Origin of the sequence: Rudaea cellulosilytica DSM 22992, assembly GCF_000378125.1 — a bacterium.
In the GTDB taxonomy this organism is placed as follows: domain Bacteria; phylum Pseudomonadota; class Gammaproteobacteria; order Xanthomonadales; family Rhodanobacteraceae; genus Rudaea; species Rudaea cellulosilytica.
Map to the genome: position 1 here is coordinate 1,282,441 of NZ_KB899241.1, position 17,643 is coordinate 1,300,083.

Consider the following 17,643-nt stretch of genomic DNA (forward strand, 5'->3'; position numbering starts at 1 on the left):
CGCGCGGGGGAGTCCAGTCGTGGCCGCGCGTTGACCGTACCGTGGCGCTTGCATATAGTGCCGATATGGCCGAAACGCCCAACCTTGTAAGCGAGTTCGCCGAAATCAGCGGGCGACTGGATCGCCTGGTCGAGTTGGTGCATCGTCTGACCGAGGAAAACCGTAGCCTGCGCGCCAGCCAGGAGCAGCTCAACACCGAGCGCGCGAACCTCATGGCTAAGAACGAGCAGGCGCGTTCGCGCGTCGAGGCGATGATCGTGCGACTACGCTCGCTGGAGAGCAACGCATGAGGCGCCCAAGATGAGCGAGGCAACCCCCGTGGCGGTCAGCATCCTCGACCGCGAGTTCCTCATCGCGTGCACGCCCGAGGAGCGTCCCGGCCTGATCGCTGCGGCGGCGTATCTCGACGGCAAAATGCGCGAAGTGCGCGGCAATACGCGCACGCAGGGCTTGGACCGCATCGCGGTGATGGCCGCGCTCAACATCGCGCACGAGCTCATGCAGAGCAAGCAGCGCGCCGATATCGACGGTGGCTCCTTGGCGCAGCATTTGCAGACGCTGCGCGGCAAACTCGACATTGCCTTGGCTGCACACGTAAAATAGCTGCGCGTCCCCTGCGGTGTGCGACAGCGCATCCAAACATATCGCCTTGGTCCTATATACGACCCCGGGATGGCGATGCGAAAGTCCGTGTGCATGTCCGCCGTGTGCGGAAAGCCTGACGACCAGCGAGCCCTCCCACCTGATCTTCGGATCAAGGTCGTTTGATGAGCATCGGCATCGCGGAGGGCGTACTTTGTTTGTGCGGTTTACTTCTGCGTTCGTCCGTGAACGCGAAAATCAAGAAGCGGCCATCCTTGGCCGCACTTCTCAACCAAAATCTTCCGCGTTTGTGGCGTATGCGTCGACGTGGGCAAGAGCGGATCAAGCAAAATGATTACTCCGCTTTTGTCCAAGTAAATCCGCTCTGATCTGCGTTGAGAAGTTCTGCTGCATGGCCGACGACCCAGCCTCCATCCGCGCGAAAATGCGCGAACAGCGTACGCGTCTGACGCCGGCCGAGCGCATCGCCGCGGCGAGCAACGTCGCGGCGAGCCTCGAACAACTCCCTGAATTCCTCGTCGATCCGCGTATCGCCGGCTACTGGGCGGTTGGCGGCGAAGTGCCGCTGCACGCTGCCGTGGCGCAGCTGCGCACCCGCGAACAGCCCTATTTCTTGCCGATCTTGGCGACAGACCGGACTTTGCGTTTCGCACCGCTGAAGCCTGGGGTGCAGGTAACGCCCAATCGTTACGGCATTCCCGAGCCCGAGCATGCACAGGCCGACTTGCTCGCACCTCAGCAGCTCAACCTCGTGCTCGTACCGCTGACCGCATTCGATCGCAGCGGGCGGCGGCTCGGCATGGGCGGCGGCTACTACGACCGCAGCTTCGCCTTTCTGCGCGACCTGCCGCGTCCCGCGCAACCGCTGCTGGTCGGAATCGGCTACGCTTTTCAGGAGGTGGCAACGCTGCCCGCGCAAGACTGGGACATTGCGCTCGACTTCATCGCCACCGACAAAGAATTGATCGACTGCACGCCACCGGAGAGCCGTCCATGAACTACTGGCTGATGAAGTCCGAGCCGGACGAATTTTCGATCGACGATTTGAAAACGCGCAAGACCGAGCCGTGGAGCGGGGTGCGCAACTACCAGGCACGCAATCACATGCGCGCGATGCGCAAGGGCGATGAGGTGCTGTTCTACCATTCGAGCTGCGAGGTGCCCGGCGTCGTCGGCATTGCGACCGTCGGCACCGAAGCGCATCCCGATCCGACCCAGTTCGATCCGAAAAGCGACTACTTCGACGCCAAGTCCTCGCATGCCGAGCCGCGTTGGTCGCTCGTCGACGTCAAGTTCAAGCGCAAGCTCAAGCGCACGATCACGCTGACCGAGCTCAAGGATCGTTCCGAGCTGAAGGATTTTGCCCTCGTCCAACGCGGCAACCGTCTGTCCGTGCTGCCGGTGACGAAGGCGCAATGGGATTTCATTTTGTCTTTGGAACAGTGATGACTCCGCAGGAACAACAGAAACGCCTTGCCGCGCAGGCCGCGATCAAGTTCGTCGAGGACAACAGCATCGTCGGTGTCGGCACCGGTTCAACGGTGATGCACTTCATCGACGAACTCGGCAAGATTCGCGAGCGCATCAAGGCGGCGGTGTCGAGTTCGGAAAAATCGACTGCGGCGCTGAAGGCGCTCGGCGTCGATGTGATCGACCTCAATGCGGCGGGTGAGCTCGGCGTCTATATCGACGGCGCCGACGAGTGCGATCCGCACAAGAACCTGATCAAGGGCGGCGGCGCGGCACTCACGCGCGAGAAGATCATTGCCGCGGCGTCGAAGAAGTTCGTCTGCATGATCGACCCGAGCAAGTGCGTCGACGTGCTTGGCAAATTCCCGCTGCCGATCGAGGTGATCCCGATGGCGCGCAGCTACGTCGCGCGCGAGCTGGTCAAGCTCGGCGGCCAGCCGGTCTGGCGCGACGGCGTCGTCACCGACAACGGCAACGTCATCCTCGACGTGCACGGCTTGCGCATCGTCGATCCGCCCGCGCTCGAAGCCGAACTCAACCAGATCGTGGGCGTCGTCTGCGTCGGCCTGTTCGCGCGGCGCCGCGCCGATGTCGTGCTGATCGGCGGCGACCAGATGCCGTGAAGAAATTGGTCTTTGTCCTCGCCTCGGCACTGCCGGGCCTGTCCGCCCTCGCTACGCCCGTCGCCACGACGACCGACATTCCGGTCTACTCGTACGAAGTCGTCCACGTCTATCCGCACGATCGCGGCGCGTTCACCGAAGGGTTGTTCTTTCGCGACGGCTTCCTCTACGAAAGCACCGGCATGAACGGCGCTTCGTCGGTGCGCAAGGTGGAACTGAAGAGCGGTCGCGTGGTGCAGCAGCACGATTTGCCGCAGGCGTTCTTCGGCGAGGGCATCGTCGATTGGAAGAACAAGCTGATCGCGGTGACCTGGCGCACGCAGCACGGATTCGTGCTCGACATCGACGACCTGAGCAAGGTCGAAAGGGAATTTTCCTATCCCGGCGAAGGCTGGGGCATGACGCGCAACGATAAGAACCTGCTGCTCAGCGACGGCACATCGACGATTCGCTTGCTCGATCCGCAGACGCTGACGCAGACCGGCGCGATCGAGGTGACCGCGCAAGGTCAGCCGCTGACCCAGATCAACGAGCTCGAATGGATCAAGGGCGAAATCTACGCCAACCTGTGGCAAACCCAGCGCATCGCGCGCATCGACCCGAAGACCGGCAAGGTAACGGCGTGGATCGACCTGACCGGCCTGCTTTCGCACGCCGACCGCGAAGCTACGGGCGTGGACGTGCTTAACGGCATCGCCTACGACGCCAAAACCGATCGCCTGTTCGTTACCGGCAAATATTGGCCCAACGTGTTCGAGATTAGGCTGGTTGCGCCCGCGCCGCCGAAATAACCGAGCCGTCGTTGGCAGCGCCGCCATGCTTGCGTGGCGCGGCGGCGAGGATCGCGTCGTCGTTGAAGTGGTAGATCCCGTCTTCACCGAGTGCGTGCCAGCAATCCAGGCCGACTCGATACGGCACCAGCCGGCCGGGCGGCCCGCCTGCGCGGTACAGCATCTCATCACTCATTGGCACGAACTGGCGCATTGCAAATTTCCGTGTGCGACACCATTTCTAGGCAAGTAGTAGATCAAGCCCAGATGGAAGGCGCGTGGCCAGCTTCTGACTTATTTCTTGCAGTCGTCCGTAATTGCGAGGATCACAAAGCGGTCATCCCTGGCCGAACTACCGGGCTTTTTCTGTCGTCCTTGATCGCGAGAATCAAAAAGCAGCCATCCGTGGCCGCACTTTTCAACAAAGAATGCGGTTAGCACAAATTCAATTTGTTTCGAGTACTATCGGGCAAGCTCCTGCCCTGGAGAATAAAAACATGCAAAGGGACAATCCCTGGACCACCCTGCGCGGCGCCAAGGACGAGGACATCCCGCTGTTTTCATCGGCACTGCTGATCGCCAAGGATGAATATCCGGCGCTGGCCGCGGCCGACTACGAGGCGCAGCTGCAGGACTACGGCGCGCGCCTGCGCAAGATCCTCGATCCGACCGAATCCGCGGCGACGCAGTTGCGCACGCTGAACGGCTTCCTGTTCGACGAACTCGGCTTCTCCGGCGACGAGCAGGATTACTACGATCCGCGCAACAGCTACCTGAATGACGTGCTCGATCGTCGCCTCGGCAATCCGATCTCGCTTGCGGTCGTGCAGATCGAACTCGCGCGTCGGCTCGACGTGCCGCTGGAAGGCGTCTCGTTCCCCGGCCACTTCCTCGTGCGCCTGCCGCTGGATGAAGGCATCGTCGTGCTCGATCCGTTCCAGAAAGGCCGTTCGCTCGACGCGGCCGAATTGCGCCGTCGTGCACGCACGCACCTGGACACGCACGACATCGACGACGCGCGTCTCGCGCGCATGCTCGAACCGGCCAGCCATCGCGCGATCCTTACGCGCATGCTGCGCAACCTGAAAGGCGTCTACGCCGAACGCGAGCAATGGGAAAAGGCGCTGCGCTGCTGCGACCGGTTGCTAACGCTCGATACGCATCAGCCGGGCGAGTATCGCGACCGCGGCCAGTACTATCTCAAGCTCGGCCACGTGCGCGCGGCGAGCGAGGATCTGCGCCGCTATCTGTCGCTGGTGCCGCAAGCGGACGATGTCGATGCGGTGGCGCTGCAGGTCGCCGAAATCGGCACGAATCTGCCCCGCGTGAACTGACGTCGACAAGAATCGACGTCATCCCGGCGGCAGTGCCGGAATCAGATTTCCATCATCTCGAAATCGGCCTTGGTCACGCCGCAGTCGGGGCAGGTCCAGGTTTCCGGAATGTCTTCCCAGCGCGTGCCCGGCTCGATGCCGTCGTCGGGCCAGCCCTGCGCTTCGTCGTAGATCCAGCCGCAGACCACGCACATGAATTTGCGGAAGGGGGTATCGTCAGTTTGTGCTACGGCGTTCATTGCAGGAATGGTCGGAGTCGGGGCTTCTAAATGATGTGCGGCCGGAAGGGCCATTTTTTGGTTTTCGCGCGCAAGGGTGGCGCGAAAGAGTGCCTAATTCTAACGGTAGACTAGGCGCCATGCATCCACACCTGACCCGGCGCGGCCTCTACGCGATCACTGACGGCCCGCGGCCCGACCTCCTCGCCGCGGTCAAAGCCGCCCTGCGTGGTGGCGTCGCGCTGCTGCAGTATCGCGACAAGACCGCCGACTCGGCGCGCCGCGCGTTCGAGGCACGCGCGCTGCGCGAGCTGTGTGCGCGTTTCGAAATCCCGTTCATCGTCAACGACGACGTCGAGCTTGCGCTCGCCGCAGGCGCCGACGGCGTGCACCTCGGCGAGGATGACGGCGATATCGCGGCCGCGCGTGCGCGCCTCGGCGCCGGCGCGATCATCGGCGTGTCGTGCTACGACTCGCCGGCGCGGGCGCGGCACCTTGCCGCAGCCGGCGCGGACTATCTCGCCTTCGGCGCGTTCTTCCCCTCGCCGACCAAGCCGAACGCGCGTCGGGCCACGCCGGAGATGTTGCGCGAGGCGAAGCCGCTCGGCCTGCCGTTGGTGGCAATCGGCGGCGTCACGCCGGACAATGCGCGGCCGCTGATCGACGCGGGTGCCGATTTCCTCGCTGTGATTTCCGGCATATTCGCGCAAGCCGATCCCGAAGCCGCGGCGCGACGTTACGCGGCAATGTATACAAGTTGAGAAAGTGACAAACATGATCACGAATCACGATTGGTTCCAGCGCGCCCAACCGCTGATGCCGGGCGGCGTCAACTCGCCGGTGCGCGCGTTCAAGTCGGTCGGCGGCGAGCCGTTCTTTACCGATCATGCCGACGGCGCCTATCTTTGGGACGTCGAGGGCAAGCGCTACATCGACTACGTCGGCTCGTGGGGGCCGATGGTCGCCGGCCACAACCATCCGAAGGTGCGCACCGCAGTCGTCGAAGCCGCGCGCGCGGGCCTCTCGTTCGGCACGCCGTGCCCGATGGAGGTGCGCATGGCCGAGGAGATCACGCGCCTGATTCCTTCGGTCGAAGTGCTGCGCATGGTCAATTCGGGCACCGAGGCGACGATGTCGGCGATCCGCCTCGCGCGCGGCGCGACCGGGCGCGACAAGATCGTCAAGTTCGAAGGCTGCTACCACGGCCATGCTGACTCGTTCCTGGTGAAAGCCGGCTCAGGCGCGCTGACGCTCGGCGTACCGACTTCTCCGGGTGTGCCTAAGGCGCTCGCCGATCTCACCCTGACCCTGCCGTACAACGATCTCGACGCGGCCAAGGCGCTGTTCGCCCAGGTCGGCGAGCAGATCGCCGGCCTGATCATCGAGCCCGTCGCCGGCAACATGAATTGCATTCCACCGCGTCCCGGCTATCTGCAGGGTCTACGCGAGCTGTGCACGCGCTACGGCGCGCTGCTCATCGTTGATGAAGTGATGACCGGTTTCCGCGTCGCGCTCGGCGGCGCGCAGGCGCTATACGGCATCGCACCCGACCTGACCACGTTCGGCAAGATCATCGGCGGCGGCATGCCGGTCGGCGCCTACGGCGGCCGGCGCGAGATCATGGAGAAAATCGCGCCGAGCGGGCCGGTGTATCAGGCCGGCACGCTGTCGGGCAATCCGATCGCGATGGCCGCGGGCCTGGCCATGCTCGAAGTGATCCAGGCCCCCGGTTTCTACGCGGAACTCGAACGCAAGACCAATCTGCTCACCGACGGTCTCGTCGCGGTCGCGCTCGATGCCGGCGTGCCGTTCAGCGTCAATCGCGTCTGCGGCATGTTCGGACTGTTCTTCAGCGCGGAAAAAGTGGAAACGTATACTCAGGCCACAGCCTGTGACGTCGCTGCGTTCAACCGCTTCTTTCACACGATGCTCGATCGCGGCGTCTATCTCGCGCCGTCGGCGTTCGAAGCCGGGTTCATTTCGACCGCGCACAGCGAACAGGACATCGCCGATACGCTCGACGCGGCACGCGCGGCATTCAAGCTCGCGGCGGCGGGATGATGCTGGCTTTCTCCCGATGGGAGAACGAAGAATTCAATTCGCTTCCTTGACCGCGACGGAATTGATGCTGTTCTCGGCAAGTGCGCGCTTGGACGATTCGGTTTCGCTCGGCGTCGAGAACGGGCCGAGGCGCACGCGGTGCAAAGTCTTGCCGTCCACGGTACTCGTGTAGACCTTGGCGGTGAAGCCGAGCATCGTGAGTTTGGCTTTCAGCGCGTCGGCTGCGGCCGCATCGCTCGTTGCGGTGACCTGGAGCATGTAGCGTCCGCCGCTCGCGGCAGGCGGCGTCGGCGTTGGCGGGTTGTTCGGGTTCGCCGCATTCGCCTGCGCCTGCTGCTTCGCACGCTGCTGTTCGGCTTTGGCCTTGGCCGAAAGCTCCGCATCGGGGATCACGACCTCTTTCTCGGGCAGCGTCGTGTAGAAATCGTAATTGCTCTTCGGCGGCGCGGGCGGCGGTGCCTTGGCCGTATCGTCGGCGAGCGCCTTTTCCGATTCCTTCGGCGCGACCGCCTCGGGATTGGGCTGCGGCAGATTCTTGCCGCCGCGCAGCGTCGGGATCTTGCCGCCGTAGAGCACGGCAACCGAGCCGACCACGCCGAGGGCGACGCCGAGCATCACCATCGCCCAAGCGGGTATCTGCCGGCGGTCGCCGTTGCGCGATGCCTGTGAATTCCGTTTGGCCATTACATCTGCTCCGGGGCGGACACGCCCAACAAATCCAAACCGTTCGCAAGAACCTGCCGCGCGGCGACGGCGAGTGCGATGCGCGCATCACGCAGGTCGACATCCTCGACGATGAATTGATGCGCGTGATAGTAGGTATGCAGCGCGTTGGCAAGATCGCGCAGATAACTTGCGATCAGGTGCGGTTCGAGATTGAGTGCCGCGGCTTCGACCACTTCAGGATAGCGCGAGATCTCGGCCATGAGCGCGCTCTCGTGTTCGTTGTCGAGCCTGGCCAATTGCGCGAGGCCGTTGTCGCGGTTCCACGCCAGGCCGCGCTCGTCGAGCTGGCGCAGCACGCTGCACACGCGCGCATGCGCGTACTGGATGTAGTAGACCGGATTGTCGTTCGACTGCGAACGCGCGAGGTCGATGTCGAACACCATCTGCGAATCGGACTTGCGCGCGATCAGGAAGTAGCGCGTCGCATCGCGGCCGACCTCGTCGACGAGGTCGCGCAGGGTGACGTAGCTGCCGGCGCGCTTGGAGATCTTCACCTCCTCGCCACCGCGCATCACCGTGACCATCTGGTGCAGCACGTATTCCGGCCAGTTTTTCGGAATGCCCATGTCGAGCGCCTGCAGGCCGGCCTTCACCCGCATCAGCGTCGAGTGATGGTCGCTGCCATGCTCGTTGATCACGCGCCGGTAGCCACGATTCCATTTGCTCACGTGGTAGGCGACGTCGGGCAGGAAGTAGGTGTAGGTACCGTCCGACTTGCGCATGACCCGGTCTTTGTCGTCGCCGAAATCGGTCGTGCGCAACCACAGCGCGCCGTCCTGCTCGAAGGTGTGGCCATGCTTGACCAGTTCCTGCGCGGTGCGTTCGACCGAGCCGTCGGTGTACAGCGAGGATTCGAGGTAGTAGGTGTCGAACGGCGCGACGCCGAACGCCTGCAGGTCGAGATCCTGTTCATGACGCAGGTAGGCGACGGCAAAGCGGCGGATCGCGTCGAGATCGTTTGCATCGCCCGTCGCGGGCACGTCGCGCCCGTCCGCATGCGCGACCTCGCGTGCGAGGAATGCGGCGGCGACGTCCTTGATGTAGTCACCCCGATAGCCGTCCGCAGGCCAGCGCGGATCGTCGACGTCGATGCCGAGCGCGCGCGCCTGCACCGATTTGGCGAGGTTGTCGATCTGCGCGCCGGCATCGTTGTAGTAGAACTCGCGTCCGACGTCCGAACCGGTCGCCTCGAGCACGCGCGCGAGGCAGTCGCCGACCACCGCGCCGCGGCCATGGCCGATGTGCAGCGGCCCGGTCGGGTTGGCCGAGACGAACTCGATCTGGGTCTTTTTGTTCGCGCCGATCGTGCTGCGCCCGTACTGCGCGGCTTCGGCGAACACGCGCCGCACTTCCTCGTGATATGCCGCCGGGCTGAGGAAGAAATTGATGAAGCCCGGTCCCGCGATCTCGACTTTTTCGACGAGCGAATTTTGCGGCAGCGCCGCCACGAGCGCTTGCGCGAGCGCACGCGGGTTCGTGCGTGCGGGCTTGGCCAGTGCGAGTGCCGCGTTCGTGGCGAAATCGCCGTGCTCGCGGCTCTTGGTGCGTTCGAGGACGAAGGCAGCACTGGCGTCGGCCGGCAGCGTGCCGGCGCTGCGCAGGCCGTCCAGCGCCTGCTCGATCAGGGTGCGGAGTTGGTCTTTCACTTGAAATCGGGGCATTTGTCAGCGCCCTCTATTGTACGGTTCCAAGGCCGTTTGCGCGCGGTTCGATCGCCCTGGCGCTAACGCTCCCCGCTTTCCGCCCCGTATAGTCATGTTTGCGACGGAATTTGCCGTTGCCTAGACCCTGTGTGAGAAGGCCTGTATGCGCATCCTGGTAGTCGAAGACGACGCCCTCGTGGCTGATGCGATGCTGCGCGGCCTGATCCAGAGCGGCTTCGCCGTCGATCGTGTCGCCAGTGCCGAGCTGGCCGAGGCGGCCATGCAGCAGGAGACGTTCGATTTGCTCCTCGTCGACCTCGGCCTGCCCGGCATGGACGGCTTCGAACTGGTGCGCCGCGTGCGCCGCGCGAATAGCGCGGTGCCGGTACTGATCGTGACCGCGCGCGATGGCCTCGCCGACCGCGTCAACGCGCTCGACATCGGCGGCGACGACTATCTGGTCAAGCCTTTCGCCGTACCCGAGCTCGCCGCGCGCTGCCGTGCGTTGATCCGGCGCAGCAAGGCGGCGGGCAATCCCCAACTCAGCGCCGGCGGCCTGCACATGGATCTGCCGCGGCGCGAAGCGCGCATCGACGGCCAGCCGCTCGAGCTGACCCCGCGCGAGTGGGCCGTGCTTGAATGCCTAGCGCTGCACGTCGGCCAGGTCGTGCACAAGGAGCGCCTGCAACAAGCGGTGTCGAGCTGGAGCGACGACATCACGACGAATGCAGTAGAGGTCTATGTCTCGCGCCTGCGCGGCAAGCTCGGCGATACAGTGTCGATCCGTACCGTGCGCGGGTTGGGCTACCGGCTCGACGAATCCTGAGAACCTGTCCCCAAAGCTACTGCGCTCGATGTTGCGCGCCGGCGGTGCTCGGACTGCGCAGGCAGGATGCCGAAGCGAACATTCGCGCAGCGAATGCACGAAGGGCGAGTCGCGGACGCGACGAGTAATCCTCATGTACTTCTATGTACACTCCGGTTCCTGCGCTCCGGTGACGCGCCCGATGTTGGATAAAATCGGTTCTTCGCTCGCTACGCTTTGAGGACAGGTTCTTATGGCCGCAGCCGCGCGCACGTTCTCGGTCCGCCGTCGCCTGCTCCTGCTGCTGTCGGCGCCGCTCGCGCTGCTGCTCGCGGCCGGCGTGCTGATCGACTACTACTCGACCGCGACGCCGATGCACGCCGCCTACGATCAGGTGCTGGCGAGTTCGATCGTCGCCGTGATCGCCCACCTCGACATCGGCACCGACGGCCAGGTGAAATCGGAACTTTCCGACCAGGCGATCGCCGTACTTCGCGCCGACAACCACGACGAGATCTACTACCTCGTGCTCGGTGCCGACGGCGAATTTGTCGCCGGCGATGCAGGCCTGCCGGTGGCACCTCCGGGCAGCGACAATCCTTCGTTCGCCGATGCGGCATATCGCGATGCGCCGGTGCGCGTGGCCACTTACCGCCTGACGAATGCCAGCGGCACCATCGCGGTCAGCATCGCCGAGACGACGAACAAGCGCCGCGAGGCCTTGCACAGCATGCTGAGCTTCATCGTCGCGAGCGATCTGGCGCAATTGCTCGGCACTCTGCTGCTGGTTTGGGTCGGCGTACGCGCGGGTCTGCAGCCGCTGCTGGCGCTGCGCGATCAGATCGCACGCCGTTCCGCGCGCGATCTGGCCGCGCTCGACGAATCGCAGGTGCCCGGCGAGGTGCGTCCGCTGACCCAGGCGCTCAATCGCCTGTTCGCGACCGTCGCCGAGGCGGCGAATGCGCAGCATCGCTTCCTCGCCAACGCCGCGCATCAACTGCGCACGCCGCTGGCCGGTCTGCAGGCGCAGCTCGAATTGCTGTCGAACGATCTGCGCGAGCAGGGTGCGAGCGATCCGGCCCTGCGCGAACGCGTTGCGCGCCTGCATGCAGGCATGCAGCGGCTCGGCCATACGGCGAACCAGTTGCTCGCGCTCGCGCGCGCGGAGCCGGCAGCAAATCCGGGTGGGGACTTCCGCACACTCGATCTCGCCGATCTCGCCAAGGACGGCGTCGCCGCGCATTTCGATCGCGCGCTCGCCGCGCACATCGATCTGGGGCTCGAGGCCGAGCCTGCGCCTACGCAGGCCAGCGACTGGCTGCTGCGCGAATTGCTCGCCAACCTGATCGACAATGCGCTGACCTACACGCCGGCCGGAGGCAGCGTCACCGTGCGTTGCGCAACGGTTTCCGAGTTGCGTCAGGTATTTCTCGAAGTCGAGGACGACGGTCCCGGCATTCCCGAATCCGAACGCGTACGTGTGTTCGAGCGCTTCTACCGTGTCGCCGGCGAGCGCGAGGGCAACGGCCTCGGCCTCGCGATAGTCGAGGAAATCGCGCGCGCGCACGGCGCTGCGGTAACGCTCACGAGCGCGGCCGGTGGGCGCGGCACACGCGTGCGCGTGATGTTCGCCGCGAGCGGCGCCTGAACGACGCGCAAAAAAGAAAAGGCCGCAACGCGGCCTCTTCTTGCACAGCTGAACGAATGTCTTATTCGAGATCGAGGAACGAGCGCAGCTGTTCCGAGCGGCTCGGATGGCGCAGCTTGCGCAGCGCCTTCGCTTCGATCTGGCGGATGCGCTCGCGCGTGACGTCGAACTGCTTGCCGACCTCTTCGAGCGTGTGGTCGGTATTCATGTCGATGCCGAAGCGCATGCGCAGCACCTTGGCCTCGCGCGGGGTCAGGCCGCCGAGCACGTCGCGCACGGTTTCGTGCAGGCCGGTGCCCGTGGCCGCGTCGACCGGCGATTCGATGCTGGTGTCTTCGATGAAGTCGCCCAAATGGGAATCTTCGTCGTCGCCGATCGGCGTTTCCATCGAGATCGGTTCCTTGGCGATCTTGAGCACCTTGCGGATCTTGTCCTCGGGCATCTCCATCTTCACGGCCAGCTCTTCCGGCGTCGGTTCGCGGCCCATTTCCTGCAGCATCTGGCGGCTGATGCGGTTGAGCTTGTTGATCGTTTCGATCATGTGCACCGGGATGCGGATCGTGCGCGCCTGGTCGGCGATCGAGCGCGTGATCGCCTGGCGGATCCACCAGGTCGCATAGGTACTGAACTTGTAACCGCGGCGGTATTCGAACTTGTCGACCGCCTTCATCAGGCCGATGTTGCCTTCCTGGATCAGGTCGAGGAACTGCAGGCCACGGTTGGTGTACTTCTTCGCGATCGAGATGACCAGGCGCAGGTTGGCCTCGACCATCTCCTTCTTCGCGCGGCGCGCCTTGGCCTCGCCGATCGACATGGCGCGGTTGATTTCCTTGACGTCGGCGAGCGAGAGGAACAGGGTCTTTTCCAGCGCGACGAGTTTTTCCTGCTCGGCGAGGATGTCTTCCTTGTGCGCCTTGATCGACGAGGCCCACTTCTGCTTCTTGCGGATGATGTCGTCGGCGAACTTCGGGTTGGTCTCGTTCGACGGGAACGCCTTGATGAAATCCTTGCGCGGCATGTGCGCCTGCTTGATGCAGATGTCCATGATCACGCGCTCGTGCTGGCGGACCAGAGCGACCACCTCGCGCAGCTTGCGCACGAAGGCGTCGATCATGATCGACGGCAGCTTGAGCTTGAGGAATGCCTCGGCCATCTGGTCGCGGATCTTCTGCGTCTTCTTGTCCTCGGTGCCGACCTTGGCCGCGCTCTTCTGGAACTTGAGGTAGAGCGCGCGCAGTTCTTCCATGCGCCGCGTCACTTCGGCCGGATCGGGACCGGTCTCGCCGGGGCCGGCTTCTTCGCCGCCTTCGGTTTCTTCCTCGTCGTCGTCCTTGCCCGCGGCACCGGCTTCCTCGACTTCGAGCATCTCCTCGTTGACTTCGAGTCCGGGCACCTCGAGATCGACAAAGCCGGTCAGCACCTCGGACAGGCGCTTGCGGCCTTCGGTGTGCTGGTCGTATTCCTCGACGAGCAGCTGGATCGACCACGGAAAGCTGGCGAGCGAGGACTGGACCTGGCCCAAGCCCTCCTCGATGCGCTTGGCGATCGCGATTTCGCCTTCGCGCGTGAGCAGTTCGACCGTGCCCATCTCGCGCATGTACATGCGCACCGGATCGGTCGTGCGGCCGACTTCGGCGTCGACTGCGGACAGCACGGCCACCGCTTCCTCGGTCGCGGTTTCGTCGTCCGTTGCCACCGGCGCGTCGGGCAGGATCGTATCGCCTTCCGGCGCGACCTCGTGCACCTCGATGCCCATGTCGTTGATCATGCCGATGATGTCTTCGATCTGCTCCGGATCGACGATGTCGTCGGGCAGGTGATCGTTGACCTCGGCGTAGGTCAGGAACCCTTGTTCCTTGCCCTTGATGATCAGGGTCTTGATTTCGGACTGTTGCTGGCTGCGGGTTTCTGCGTTCATGGAATCTACGGCTCAGGATCAAAGACTGGAAAGTATAGGAGGGGTGTCAAGGAAGACCGGGAATCGCGAATTGGGCGGCGGAATGGCTTGAAATGACAAGCAAAAGCAGGGCCAATCGACGTCGCGGGACCACAGGCGACGATTCCCGGCACGGCTAGCGCGCCTCCAACCAAAACGTCACCGGTCCGTCGTTGACGAGACTGACCTTCATATGGGCACCGAAACGACCGATTTCCACTGGCGAATGGCGGATTTTTGCCAATTCGACCAGGCGCTTGAACCAATGTTCCCCTTCGGCGGGCGTGGCCGCGGTGGAAAAGCCCGGCCGCATGCCCGAGCGCGTGTCCGCGGCGAGGGTGAATTGGGAGACGAGCAACAATCCACCCCCGGCCTGCGCCAGCGAGAGATTCATTTTCCCGTCGGCGTCGGCGAATACGCGGTAACCGAGCAGGCGTTCGAGCAGGCGCTGGGTCTGGGTCTCGCCATCGCCGGGCTGCACGCCAACCAGCGCCAGCAGTCCCGGCCCGATGCGACCGATGGTTTCGTTGTCGACGTCCACACGCGCTTCGACGACGCGCTGGATCAGGGCGATCATGGGTTTCCGATGCGGTGCTTGCCGCGGCAGGGGACGCAGTGGCGATGCTCGCGAGCCGGCAACGCGCCGTCAACCCCGACGGCTCGGGTAGCGTCCGGCTACAATCGGCTTTTTCCACGCTTTCCCCCGCATGCGTTGGTACATCTGGATCATCTACGGCCTGCTGCGCCTGCTTGGCCGGCTGCCGTTGCGTATCCTGCACGCCCTCGGCGCTGGATTCGGCTGGCTGCTCGCCCGCACCGACAACCCGATGCGACGCAAGGCCGAGCACACCCTCTCCCGAATCAATACGACGTTTGGCGAGGAAAGGAGTCATTTCTTACGTGTGGCGTTGGCCGAGGCGGGCAAGTCCTTCTTCGAGATCGCGAAGATCTGGACCGGCGATCCGACACGCACGCTTGCCCTGGTGCGCGAAGTACGCGGCGGCGAGCTGTTCGATGCGGCGCTGGCGGCCAAGCGCGGCCTGCTTGTCGCCGCGCCGCACCTGGGCTGCTTCGAATTGCTCAACTACTGGCTGTGCAGCCGCACGCATATCGCGATCGCCTACCGCCCGCCGCGACAGGCCGAGCTCGAACCCTTGCTGATCCGCGCGCGCGGCGGTCTGTCGGCGGAGCAGGTGCGCGCCGAGGGCGCGGCCGGCGTGCGCAGCTTGTTCAAGCGACTTGCCGCGGGCGGCGTGGTCGGCATCCTGCCCGATCAGGAACCCAAGCAAGGCGAAGGCGAATTCGCACCGTTCTTCGGCCGCCCGGCGCTGACCATGGTGTTGCTCTCGCGCCTCGCCCAGCGCACCGGCGCGAGCGTGCTGTTCGCCTTCGCCGAGCGCCTGCCGCATGGCGCAGGCTATGTGCTGCACATTCTGCCGGCGCCCGAGGGCATCGCCGATCCCGATTTGCCTGCTGCCGTCGCCGCGCTCAATCGCGGTGTCGAGAACTGCATTCGCCTCGCGCCGCATCAATACCAGTGGCACTACAAGCGGTTCTCGGCACAGCCGCCGGCAGACGTCGAAGCGCGCTAACGGCTGGATCTCTTCGCGCGCGAGGCCTTGCGCTCCGGCTTCGGCGGTTCGATATCGGCCGGGTCCAGCAAGGCAATCGGCAGGTCACGATTCTTTATCGCCATATTGCCCGCGTAGTCGCTCGCGATGATGCGCACGGTGTAGTCGCCCGCGGGCAACTGATCGGTTTGCCACGATCCGGCCGCGAACTTTCCGTCGCGCACGTTGTTGGTGACGACATAACGGAATCGCGTGGCCGCGCTGCCGTAGACGGTGATGCCGCTTTTCGCCGCGTAGGCGACCTTGGTCGCGGCGCTGTCGGCGGGAATGCGGTCGAAAACCAGGGTCATGTGCGGCTGTTCGAATCCGGGCGCGGGACTGCCGTCCTTGGCGAGAATCTGGTAACCGAGCGAATGCAGGCCCAGGCGTCGGCGCGCCTCGTTGCCGTCGACTTGGTCCCAAGCCTCGACCACGATTGCGACGCCGTGTGCATCGCGCGGTACGACCAATCGCCCGCGTTGTTTTCGTGAGAACGCCTTGCCGTTGGCGTCCTCGACCTGCACGCTGTCGATGCTTGGCGGCACGCGGTCGGCGAAGTCCTTGAAGCCGAGCGCGATCGCGTTGCGCGTGTAGCCCCAATCACCCCAGGTCAGGTGCACGTGCGCCATCGCGTTGGTCGTGCCGAGCACATCGCCCGCGTTGAAGCGCGTGCCACGGCGCACACGCACGCGATAGAGGGCGCCGGTTTCGTCGCGCAACAATTGGAAGCGCGTTGCATCGAGTTCTGCGTCCTTGATGTTGCGCCCGACGCGCATGTGGATGTAGCTCAGCGCGTCGAGGCTGAGGCCTTCACGCAGCTCGTCGACACCCCAGGTCGGCAGCGGGTCTTCGATTTTGGCATCGGTGATCGCGAGCACCGCGGCGCCGACATTGTTGTGGATGTCGAGGCCATCGTGCAGATGATCGAGCGCGTCACCGTGATAGGCGCCGCGTGCTTCGCCGACCGTGCCGACGATTTCGTGACGCACGTTCTGCGGTCGCACCGGCCAGCGTCCGCCCGTGTCGGGCGGCGGCGCATCGGGCGCGGGACCGATCGGCTCCGGCGATTGCACGGTCGGCGTGGCCGCTGCGGGACGAATCTCGTGCACGCGATGGCTCGCGGCGTCGGTCAGCTGTAGTACGCCGGCCGCGTCGAGCGCGATGCCGGCCGGTCGGACGAAGCGGTCGCCGTCGCCGTCCGCGCCGGTCAGCACCGCCATCTGCGCATCGGGCGCGAACTGCAGCACCCGACCGTGCGCCATGTCGCCGACATAAAGAAACCCGTCGTGAGTCAACGCGAGGCTCAGCGGTCGGCGCAGCAGCGGCTTGTCGTCGAGCATCGTCGCGCGCGCGAAGGTACCGACCTTGCCATCACTCGCAACACGGCGGATCGCGCCGTTGCCGGTGTCGGCCACCCAGAGCGTGCCCGATTTGTCGATCGCGACCGCGCACGGGGTATCGAAACTCGCCTCGGTGCCGACGCCGTCGCCATAGCCCGGGGCGCCGGCGCCAGCCAGCGTGGCGACAATGCCATCGGTGCCGATCACGCGGATGCGGTCGTTGTAGGTATCGGCGACATAGACCTTGCCGGCGTTGTCGACCGCGACGCCGATCGGCGCGTCGAACTGCGCTTGCGCGGCCGCGCCGTCGCGATAACCGGCCGTGCCGGTGCCGGCGAGCGTCGTCACTACGCCTTGCGGCGTGATCTTGCGGATTGCGTGGTTGCCCGTGTCGGCGACGTAGAGGTTGCCGGCGTTGTCGAGGGTGAGACCCGAGGGCGTGTTGAATGCCGCCGCTGCGCCGACGCCGTCGGCGAAACCCTCGCGGCCACCTGCCAGGGTCGAGACGACGCCGTCGGCAGCGATGCGGCGGATGCGATTGTTTTCGCCCGCATCGGCGACGTAGCTCACGCCGTGCGCATCGACCGCGATGCCCCACGGATCGGACCAGCGTGCCTGCGCAGCGGATCCGTCGCGCAGTCCGGCTACGCCGTCGCCCGAGACGAGGGCGATGCGCGCGCTCCAGCCGAGAGCCGTCGCCGCCGGGCCCGCCGGCGCTAGCACGCGCGCCGGAGGCGCCGGCTGCGGAGCTGGCTTACGTTGCTGAAAAAGTATAAAAGTGGACAATGCGGCAACACCCGCGGCACAAAACAGGAGCAAGCCGCGCCGCGGCGGGCGAAATCGAAGCGTCATGAGA

19 protein-coding genes and 1 other RNA gene are annotated in these 17,643 nt (G+C 64.8%); 13 read left to right on the top strand and 7 right to left on the bottom strand.

Annotated features, from left to right (window positions below; all coding sequences use genetic code 11):
• Nucleotides 1-65: 65 nt before the first annotated feature.
• The 7 genes from F455_RS0105660 (at nt 66) to F455_RS0105685 (ending at nt 3,487) form a co-directional block, all read left to right on the top strand.
• On the top strand, nt 66-290 hold the full coding sequence (locus tag F455_RS0105660; RefSeq protein WP_018972305.1) for a TIGR02449 family protein: 225 nt from the start codon (nt 66-68) through the stop codon (nt 288-290).
• 10 nt (nt 291-300) lie between these two features.
• Nucleotides 301-603, top strand: coding sequence for a cell division protein ZapA (locus tag F455_RS0105665; RefSeq protein WP_018972306.1), 303 nt, complete (start codon nt 301-303; stop codon nt 601-603).
• Nucleotides 604-608: 5 nt separating this feature from the next.
• Nucleotides 609-793, top strand: a non-coding RNA gene (gene ssrS, locus F455_RS22400) — 6S RNA.
• A gap of 201 nt (nt 794-994) precedes the next feature.
• Nucleotides 995-1,600 (top strand): 5-formyltetrahydrofolate cyclo-ligase, encoded by a 606-nt coding sequence (locus tag F455_RS0105670; protein ID WP_018972307.1) that lies wholly within the window; start codon nt 995-997, stop codon nt 1,598-1,600.
• Nucleotides 1,597-2,049 carry an EVE domain-containing protein gene (locus F455_RS0105675; RefSeq protein ID WP_018972308.1) on the top strand — a complete coding sequence of 151 codons (453 nt, stop codon included), beginning with the start codon at nt 1,597-1,599 and terminating at the stop codon, nt 2,047-2,049. Before F455_RS0105670 ends, F455_RS0105675 begins: the two co-directional genes overlap by 4 nt.
• On the top strand, nt 2,049-2,696 hold the full coding sequence (gene rpiA, locus F455_RS0105680) for a ribose-5-phosphate isomerase RpiA (protein ID WP_018972309.1): 648 nt from the start codon (nt 2,049-2,051) through the stop codon (nt 2,694-2,696). Before F455_RS0105675 ends, rpiA begins: the two co-directional genes overlap by 1 nt.
• Nucleotides 2,693-3,487: a glutaminyl-peptide cyclotransferase gene (locus F455_RS0105685; protein WP_018972310.1), complete on the top strand. Its 795-nt coding sequence runs from the start codon at nt 2,693-2,695 to the stop codon at nt 3,485-3,487. Before rpiA ends, F455_RS0105685 begins: the two co-directional genes overlap by 4 nt.
• Here the strand turns inward: F455_RS0105685 and F455_RS0105690 are convergent.
• On the bottom strand, nt 3,456-3,680 hold the full coding sequence (locus tag F455_RS0105690; RefSeq protein ID WP_018972311.1) for a hypothetical protein: 225 nt from the start codon (nt 3,678-3,680) through the stop codon (nt 3,456-3,458). The genes F455_RS0105685 and F455_RS0105690 overlap by 32 nt on opposite strands.
• A gap of 283 nt (nt 3,681-3,963) precedes the next feature.
• Here F455_RS0105690 and F455_RS0105695 point away from each other — a divergent pair, with 283 nt between their 5' ends.
• Entirely contained in the window at nt 3,964-4,800 is an 837-nt protein-coding gene (locus F455_RS0105695) for a SirB1 family protein (RefSeq protein ID WP_018972312.1), read from the top strand.
• Nucleotides 4,801-4,841: 41 nt separating this feature from the next.
• On the opposite strand, the gene F455_RS0105700 is transcribed toward F455_RS0105695, so the two are convergent.
• Nucleotides 4,842-5,039 carry a rubredoxin gene (locus tag F455_RS0105700; RefSeq protein ID WP_051084128.1) on the bottom strand — a complete coding sequence of 66 codons (198 nt, stop codon included), beginning with the start codon at nt 5,037-5,039 and terminating at the stop codon, nt 4,842-4,844.
• A gap of 119 nt (nt 5,040-5,158) precedes the next feature.
• Between F455_RS0105700 and thiE the strand changes: the two genes are divergently transcribed.
• Both thiE and hemL read left to right on the top strand, forming a co-directional pair.
• Nucleotides 5,159-5,779 carry a thiamine phosphate synthase gene (gene thiE / locus F455_RS0105705; RefSeq protein WP_018972314.1) on the top strand — a complete coding sequence of 207 codons (621 nt, stop codon included), beginning with the start codon at nt 5,159-5,161 and terminating at the stop codon, nt 5,777-5,779.
• 13 nt (nt 5,780-5,792) lie between these two features.
• Complete coding sequence (gene hemL, locus F455_RS0105710) at nt 5,793-7,079, top strand: glutamate-1-semialdehyde 2,1-aminomutase (protein WP_018972315.1); 1,287 nt, start codon at nt 5,793-5,795, stop codon at nt 7,077-7,079.
• Nucleotides 7,080-7,112: 33 nt separating this feature from the next.
• Here the strand turns inward: hemL and F455_RS0105715 are convergent, their stop codons facing one another.
• Together F455_RS0105715 and argS are read right to left on the bottom strand one after the other, a co-directional pair.
• A complete protein-coding gene (locus tag F455_RS0105715; protein WP_018972316.1) occupies nt 7,113-7,763 on the bottom strand; it encodes an SPOR domain-containing protein in 651 nt (216 codons plus the stop codon).
• The gene (argS, locus tag F455_RS0105720; RefSeq protein WP_018972317.1) at nt 7,763-9,451 is read right to left on the bottom strand and encodes an arginine--tRNA ligase; all 1,689 of its coding nucleotides are present in this window, start codon (nt 9,449-9,451) and stop codon (nt 7,763-7,765) included. Before argS ends, F455_RS0105715 begins: the two co-directional genes overlap by 1 nt.
• A 160-nt stretch (nt 9,452-9,611) precedes the next feature.
• On the opposite strand from argS, the gene F455_RS0105725 reads away from it, so the two are divergent.
• The gene (locus F455_RS0105725; RefSeq protein ID WP_018972318.1) at nt 9,612-10,274 is read left to right on the top strand and encodes a response regulator; all 663 of its coding nucleotides are present in this window, start codon (nt 9,612-9,614) and stop codon (nt 10,272-10,274) included.
• A gap of 232 nt (nt 10,275-10,506) precedes the next feature.
• Nucleotides 10,507-11,901, top strand: coding sequence for a sensor histidine kinase (locus F455_RS0105730; RefSeq protein WP_018972319.1), 1,395 nt, complete (start codon nt 10,507-10,509; stop codon nt 11,899-11,901).
• Between the two features lie 61 nt (nt 11,902-11,962).
• Here the strand turns inward: F455_RS0105730 and rpoD are convergent, their stop codons facing one another.
• Both rpoD and dtd read right to left on the bottom strand, forming a co-directional pair.
• Nucleotides 11,963-13,819, bottom strand: coding sequence for an RNA polymerase sigma factor RpoD (gene rpoD / locus F455_RS0105735; RefSeq protein WP_018972320.1), 1,857 nt, complete (start codon nt 13,817-13,819; stop codon nt 11,963-11,965).
• 154 nt (nt 13,820-13,973) lie between these two features.
• The gene (gene dtd, locus F455_RS0105740; RefSeq protein WP_018972321.1) at nt 13,974-14,414 is read right to left on the bottom strand and encodes a D-aminoacyl-tRNA deacylase; all 441 of its coding nucleotides are present in this window, start codon (nt 14,412-14,414) and stop codon (nt 13,974-13,976) included.
• Between the two features lie 130 nt (nt 14,415-14,544).
• On the opposite strand from dtd, the gene F455_RS0105745 reads away from it, so the two are divergent.
• A complete protein-coding gene (locus F455_RS0105745; RefSeq protein ID WP_018972322.1) occupies nt 14,545-15,429 on the top strand; it encodes an LpxL/LpxP family acyltransferase in 885 nt (294 codons plus the stop codon).
• On the opposite strand, the gene F455_RS0105750 is transcribed toward F455_RS0105745, so the two are convergent.
• On the bottom strand, nt 15,426-17,639 hold the full coding sequence (locus F455_RS0105750; RefSeq protein ID WP_157578472.1) for an NHL repeat-containing protein: 2,214 nt from the start codon (nt 17,637-17,639) through the stop codon (nt 15,426-15,428). The two genes, F455_RS0105745 and F455_RS0105750, sit on opposite strands and share 4 nt — an antisense overlap.
• Between the last annotated feature and the right edge of the window lie 4 nt (nt 17,640-17,643).

Bases quoted from the DNA above. Each gene is read 5' to 3' on its own strand.
- F455_RS0105660 (WP_018972305.1), top strand. From the start codon at position 66: ATGGCCGAAACGCCCAACCTTGTAAGCGAGTTCGCCGAAATCAGCGGG.
- F455_RS0105665 (WP_018972306.1), top strand. From the start codon at position 301: ATGAGCGAGGCAACCCCCGTGGCGGTCAGCATCCTCGACCGCGAGTTC.
- F455_RS0105670 (WP_018972307.1), top strand. From the start codon at position 995: ATGGCCGACGACCCAGCCTCCATCCGCGCGAAAATGCGCGAACAGCGT.
- F455_RS0105675 (WP_018972308.1), top strand. From the start codon at position 1,597: ATGAACTACTGGCTGATGAAGTCCGAGCCGGACGAATTTTCGATCGAC.
- rpiA (WP_018972309.1), top strand. From the start codon at position 2,049: ATGACTCCGCAGGAACAACAGAAACGCCTTGCCGCGCAGGCCGCGATC.
- F455_RS0105690 (WP_018972311.1), bottom strand. From the start codon at position 3,680: ATGCGCCAGTTCGTGCCAATGAGTGATGAGATGCTGTACCGCGCAGGC.
- F455_RS0105695 (WP_018972312.1), top strand. From the start codon at position 3,964: ATGCAAAGGGACAATCCCTGGACCACCCTGCGCGGCGCCAAGGACGAG.
- F455_RS0105700 (WP_051084128.1), bottom strand. From the start codon at position 5,039: ATGAACGCCGTAGCACAAACTGACGATACCCCCTTCCGCAAATTCATG.
- thiE (WP_018972314.1), top strand. From the start codon at position 5,159: ATGCATCCACACCTGACCCGGCGCGGCCTCTACGCGATCACTGACGGC.
- hemL (WP_018972315.1), top strand. From the start codon at position 5,793: ATGATCACGAATCACGATTGGTTCCAGCGCGCCCAACCGCTGATGCCG.
- F455_RS0105715 (WP_018972316.1), bottom strand. From the start codon at position 7,763: ATGGCCAAACGGAATTCACAGGCATCGCGCAACGGCGACCGCCGGCAG.
- F455_RS0105725 (WP_018972318.1), top strand. From the start codon at position 9,612: ATGCGCATCCTGGTAGTCGAAGACGACGCCCTCGTGGCTGATGCGATG.
- F455_RS0105730 (WP_018972319.1), top strand. From the start codon at position 10,507: ATGGCCGCAGCCGCGCGCACGTTCTCGGTCCGCCGTCGCCTGCTCCTG.
- rpoD (WP_018972320.1), bottom strand. From the start codon at position 13,819: ATGAACGCAGAAACCCGCAGCCAGCAACAGTCCGAAATCAAGACCCTG.
- dtd (WP_018972321.1), bottom strand. From the start codon at position 14,414: ATGATCGCCCTGATCCAGCGCGTCGTCGAAGCGCGTGTGGACGTCGAC.
- F455_RS0105745 (WP_018972322.1), top strand. From the start codon at position 14,545: ATGCGTTGGTACATCTGGATCATCTACGGCCTGCTGCGCCTGCTTGGC.
- F455_RS0105750 (WP_157578472.1), bottom strand. From the start codon at position 17,639: ATGACGCTTCGATTTCGCCCGCCGCGGCGCGGCTTGCTCCTGTTTTGT.